General features: G+C 37.5%; 3 protein-coding genes. All 3 read right to left on the bottom strand.

Annotated features, from left to right (window positions below):
* Window positions 1-81: 81 nt before the first annotated feature.
* Complete coding sequence (locus K6D58_RS01295) at window positions 82-1323, bottom strand: hypothetical protein (protein ID WP_296826742.1); 1242 nt, start codon at window positions 1321-1323, stop codon at window positions 82-84.
* Window positions 1324-1337: 14 nt separating this feature from the next.
* The gene (locus tag K6D58_RS01290; RefSeq protein WP_296826740.1) at window positions 1338-3437 is read right to left on the bottom strand and encodes a hypothetical protein; all 2100 of its coding nucleotides are present in this window, start codon (window positions 3435-3437) and stop codon (window positions 1338-1340) included.
* 286 nt (window positions 3438-3723) lie between these two features.
* Window positions 3724-4890, bottom strand: a complete 1167-nt coding sequence (locus tag K6D58_RS01285) for a hypothetical protein (RefSeq protein WP_296826738.1) — start codon at window positions 4888-4890, stop codon at window positions 3724-3726.
* Window positions 4891-5091: the final 201 nt, after the last annotated feature.

Below are 5091 nucleotides of genomic sequence, written 5' to 3'. Positions count from 1 at the left end.
TTCAAGGTGAATTATACCTTTGTATTTACATTGCGTAAAGTGAAACTATTTTTACATCATATTGCATAAAACGCAATACACCTACGATTGGAATGAATATTCAACACTTCCGTCTTCCAGAGCAGTAGTTGTAAGTTCCCTTCCGGTAACATCGCTAACCGTTATATCTCCGGCATTTTCCAGAATAAAGACAGGACCGGTATATTCATATTCCAATTCACTTTCTGTTTTTACAGTAATAACCCTTCCTTTTACTGTAATAATCAGATCAACACTCACTCCGCCTGTAGTATATCCTGAGTTTCCGCCCATACACTGGGTAACGGTAAAAGCTGATTCTTCAGAAATCAAACTTCCATCTATAATTGCGCTTTCTTCATAATTACCAGAGTCGTATTCAGGCATATAAAACTCTGCATAACCGCAGGTACCGTAATCCTTAATGCAGTCTGACAGACATGCCCGGTACTCACCAGAAATACCGCTATATTCGCTTGAATTATCAACATAACGCTTAAGTTCCGCCGTTTTTACAATCAGTTCATCATTAAGCACTGTCGTCATTCCTTTTACAATTTCTACACAGGAATCATTTTCAAAAAAGAAATCATAGACTCTGGTATCATTTTCACTCAGACAATACATCGAACAATAATACAAGCCGGCAGGAAGACTTATACTGGAAGAAGAAGTAAAAACTTGAGTTTCCGTACTATAAACAAGTTGCTCCTCAGCAGCAACTTCAAGAGTTTCAAGATTCTTTACCTGCAGCAAAAACTTATAATTCTCAGCTTCCGTACCCAGTCTTTCCTCAAGATTATTAAAAGGTATGGTTAAAGAAAGATATCCATTTCCTGAAAGGTCAGGAGAAGTACTTACAGGCGAAACACTTACAGAAAACGAACCTGTCTCCCCTGCGCCTATGCTGAAAACCGTATGTCCCTGAAAAAAGTAATAATAACCAGAATCAGAAACATAATCGTCACTTTTAACATAAACTAAGTAGGAACCGGCTTCAAGAGCACAGGTAACAGAAGTTGAACCGGATCCAATGTAAACTCTTTTATCAAAGTCTGCACTTTCTACAGACTTCAGAATTTCTGCTGCAGTTTTTCCCTGCATGTTGAAAAACCAGAGGTTGTAAGAAACTCCGTCTTCAGCATAAGGTCGTACGCATCTGGCCCCGTTGCCAACTGATACTTCTACAATTCCACAACTGCCTTCAATGTTACTTTCGTCTTTTACGGAAAAACCGCAGGAAACAAAAATACTTACACAGGCAACACTAAATATGTTTAATAAAAAAGCGCTGAATCTTTTCATCATGATCCTCCGGATTAATGAGTAAAACTGAAAACAGAAGAAACTGTTGTCTTTTGCGACGTAGATTTCTTTGTGATTACACATACAACTTCATTATTAGATTCTACAAGATAAGGGGTTCTTGCATAGTTAATTAAAAAACTTATATCCGATGAAACACTATTTCCGTTTATAAACCACTCATAAGAATAATCAGTTTCACTATATTCAAGCCATCCATCACCAGACTGATAAACTGCATGCAAAGAATAGTACTGATCATTACCAACCATTGGCTCATTTTCCAGATCCTTATATTCATCTCCATCGATATATCTGATATAAAGAGTATTAAATCCGCCGCCAATATCCACGTTGCCGGTAACCGTACCGTTATTCAAAGTAATGGCATCTGAAGATACTACAAGCTTGTCATCAGCAGCCGTATAGCCACTTCTGTATTTAGCAAGCGGAGCTTCTGCAGAGCCGTCCGGATTGAAATACTCCAGCACAACATTCAGAGAATAATCTCCATTAGGAAGACGGGAAAGATTATAGTCGGTAACACCAATTTCAGTTGCAATGGTATCACTTATCGCATCTAAAGTTAAATTAGAATCAGAAGTGTTTATTTTAATACTGGAATCACTTACTCCCTCAATTGCAGGAATAGTCCATACATATGTAATAGTATAAGCGGGATATTCAGTTTCCGAATTATCTACCGTAGCATAGTTCGGAACAGACTCAAGTTCAGTAGGTGTAAACTGATAATCAGGAGCAGAAGAAACATAAAGAGTATTATTATCAGCATCCGGATAAATATATACAGATGCGACCTGAGGCCAGGTCCAGCCTACATCAACATCACAGGAAGCATAGCAGGAAGAATTAAGGACAAAGTTAAGTGTCTGCTCTCCAAGAACTTTATGAAATGCAGTTGGAACCCTTTCAGAAGCAACTGTATAATCACCACAAGTTCCAGTATCCGTGTTGTAAACTTTTACAAAACTTTCAGACGTTCCGTCTGTATACTTCTGAGTAATCTTAAACTCAGCCATGGAATTAGCAAGCAGGTTTACATTAAGTTTTCCGTTTTCATCCAGAGAACTACACTCTACCGTTACGCCCGCAAACTCCTTTATAGAAAAACCTTTTATTTCTCCTTCAGTCCAGGCGGAATTTCCTGACAAAGAAATATACGCTGCCCCCAGTCCAGAATAATAAGAACCTACATCAGAAACCGTTTTACTTCCGCTGGAAACAGAATTTTCAGAGATAGAGCCCATTGTAGTTTTACCTAAAATATAAAATGAATATGAAAAATCTGAAGTAACTAAAGCCGGAGTTAAGGAGGATGAATAGGTCCCATCAGTTATTTCATCCGGAGTTGCACTGAACTTAGCCCTGAAATCTTCAAGACATGCACGGTATTCTTTTTCATTAAACTTTGCACAGGAAGGACTTTCACAGAAAAAAGTTACGGCATAAAAAGATTCATTCGGATTAGAATAATCTGCATCTGTAAAATCTGCATATTCAGAAGAAACGTAAAGCGTTCCCTCGGTTTTTACTTCATAAGTGGTTCCAGAGCCATAATAGCGTGTCATCTCATAACTGTCTCCCTGCGAATTAACAATCAGTTCAGGCTTAAGCTCAGACACAAGTTTAAGATTAAAAACGTTTTTTCCAGGCTTTACATAATACAGGGAATCTTCATCTGATTCTGGTTTAGTACGGTAACAGGTAACTTCCTGAGCAACATCTGCACCCGGCTTTTTATATGAAAGCACGACAGCAGAAGAAACGAAATATCTTTTTCCTTCAGAAAGCCCTTCTACAGAAAGATTAATATTTTTCTTTGCCTGAATATCCGAAAGGGTTATTTCTTTTTGAATCATGACAGGTTCCTTGCCGTCATCAGCTTTAATATTGTCATAATCAAAAACATAAAGTTCAATTCTGAATGACACATCCGTACAGTCACTAAACCATTCATTTGTATCAATTACATTTTTTAAAACACCGGCATTAAAACTTACAACAAAACTACTTTCTTCCTCAGATACCGGATTAGAACAGGAACTAAAAAAAGTAAGCACAAGTCCAAGCATTATAAAACAAAATTTTCTCATGAATTCCTCCTAAGGTTCATGCAATAAATACTTACCTATACATATTCTATCTGACAATTTAATTATTCTTCAATATTATAACAGCTAAATATAACTTTTAAAGATTATTTTTTATTATTAAAAAAAAGACAAAAAAAATCCCCGGTGGTATTACAAACCGTAAATACCACCGGGGGTCTAACTTTATATGACTTAAAAAATACGTCGAGTCAAGGCACGCTAACGCTTAAAGCCTTGACTTCGCCGTTTTGAGGGTTTGTACTACCCCCTCAATCAAATCACAAAATTAGAATGTATGTTTCCAATATACAGGGAAGTAGAATCCAAGATAATCAACTTCTGCAACATCTACCTTAAGTCCGCTTGCAAAACCAACATCAACTGCTACACCAAGAGTATCATGTTCTGTAAATGCAAAATCAAGAGTTGCTTCAGCTGCATAAATTGAACCAATATCAGTGTCGCTGTTAAGGTCTGTTTCGATTTTTCCTGTAAGAGAAAGATCAAGCTGATCGTTGATTCCGATTCCTACAGTAACTGCTCCGTAAAGGTCAAACAATGAATCTTCTGAGTTTGTATTTCCTGCAGCTTCAAGTGTAAGTGCAACAGGAAGAACATCTGTTACTTCTACAGCAACGTTCCAGAGGTTTTCTCCTGCAACTGTACCGTATTCATCCATTGCCCATACAGGATCTTCAACACTAACTGTACCCCATGCATGTGCAAAACCAGCGCGGAGGTTTACGCCTTCAACCTGTCCGAAAAGACCTGCTGAATAGATGTAAAATCCGAGAAGTCTTTCGTCACTGTCTGCAACATCACGTACTGATGCACCGATTTCTGCAAGACCGAAGTCATAGATTGCACCGATACCGACATTGATTTTTTCTTCTGTTGTTTCAAGTCCGTCTTTTGTTTTTCCGTCAACAAGAACCCAGTTTGTAGTTTCTTCTGTAAATGGAAGAGTTACACCAAGGCGGAGACCTTCAACCTGTTCAGGGCGGAATACAACAGAGAATCCTGAAGAACCGATGTTTCCGGCAGCAACATTGTCATCAAGAACAGGAAGATATGATCCTTCTGCAAAAATATCTGAGTGATATGTAAGAGAAAGGAAAGAAAGAGGACGTACTTCTACGTACCAGTCCTTTACAAGACCATTCCATTTAAGACCGTAGTCATCTTCGCTTCCATCCTGGTGTCCGATAGAAACATCAGCCTTAACCATTGCATCAACCTTATCTGTAAGGATTTCTGCATAGATGCGGTTTGTAACACCCTGGAAAACTTTAGAGTCGTCTTCCTCTTCATAACTGCCAATCTTATAAGTTGATTTTTCTACAAGTGTCATGTCAGAAAACAACTTGTTATAGGCGTTAAATGTAACTTCTGCAAAAGCTGTAGAAGTAAGGGCAAGAGCAGCAGCAAGAGCTACTTTTTTAATCATTTTCATTATTGATCTCCTTAGCGACATAAGTCACTAAAAAAAACGTTAGACAAAAAGTTAATTTATGTCAACTTAATTGAGACAAAATTTCAAATACTTTTCACAAAATTATGATATTATAGAATATTTACTTAAAAAATTTTAAGAAAAAAAGACGGCTCCCAATTGGAAAACCGCCTTCTTTTCAAATTACTTCTATATAATATA

Source organism: Treponema sp. (assembly GCF_024696245.1).
Classification (GTDB): domain Bacteria; phylum Spirochaetota; class Spirochaetia; order Treponematales; family Treponemataceae; genus Treponema_D.
This window is presented reverse-complemented; position numbering and strand designations above follow the sequence as displayed.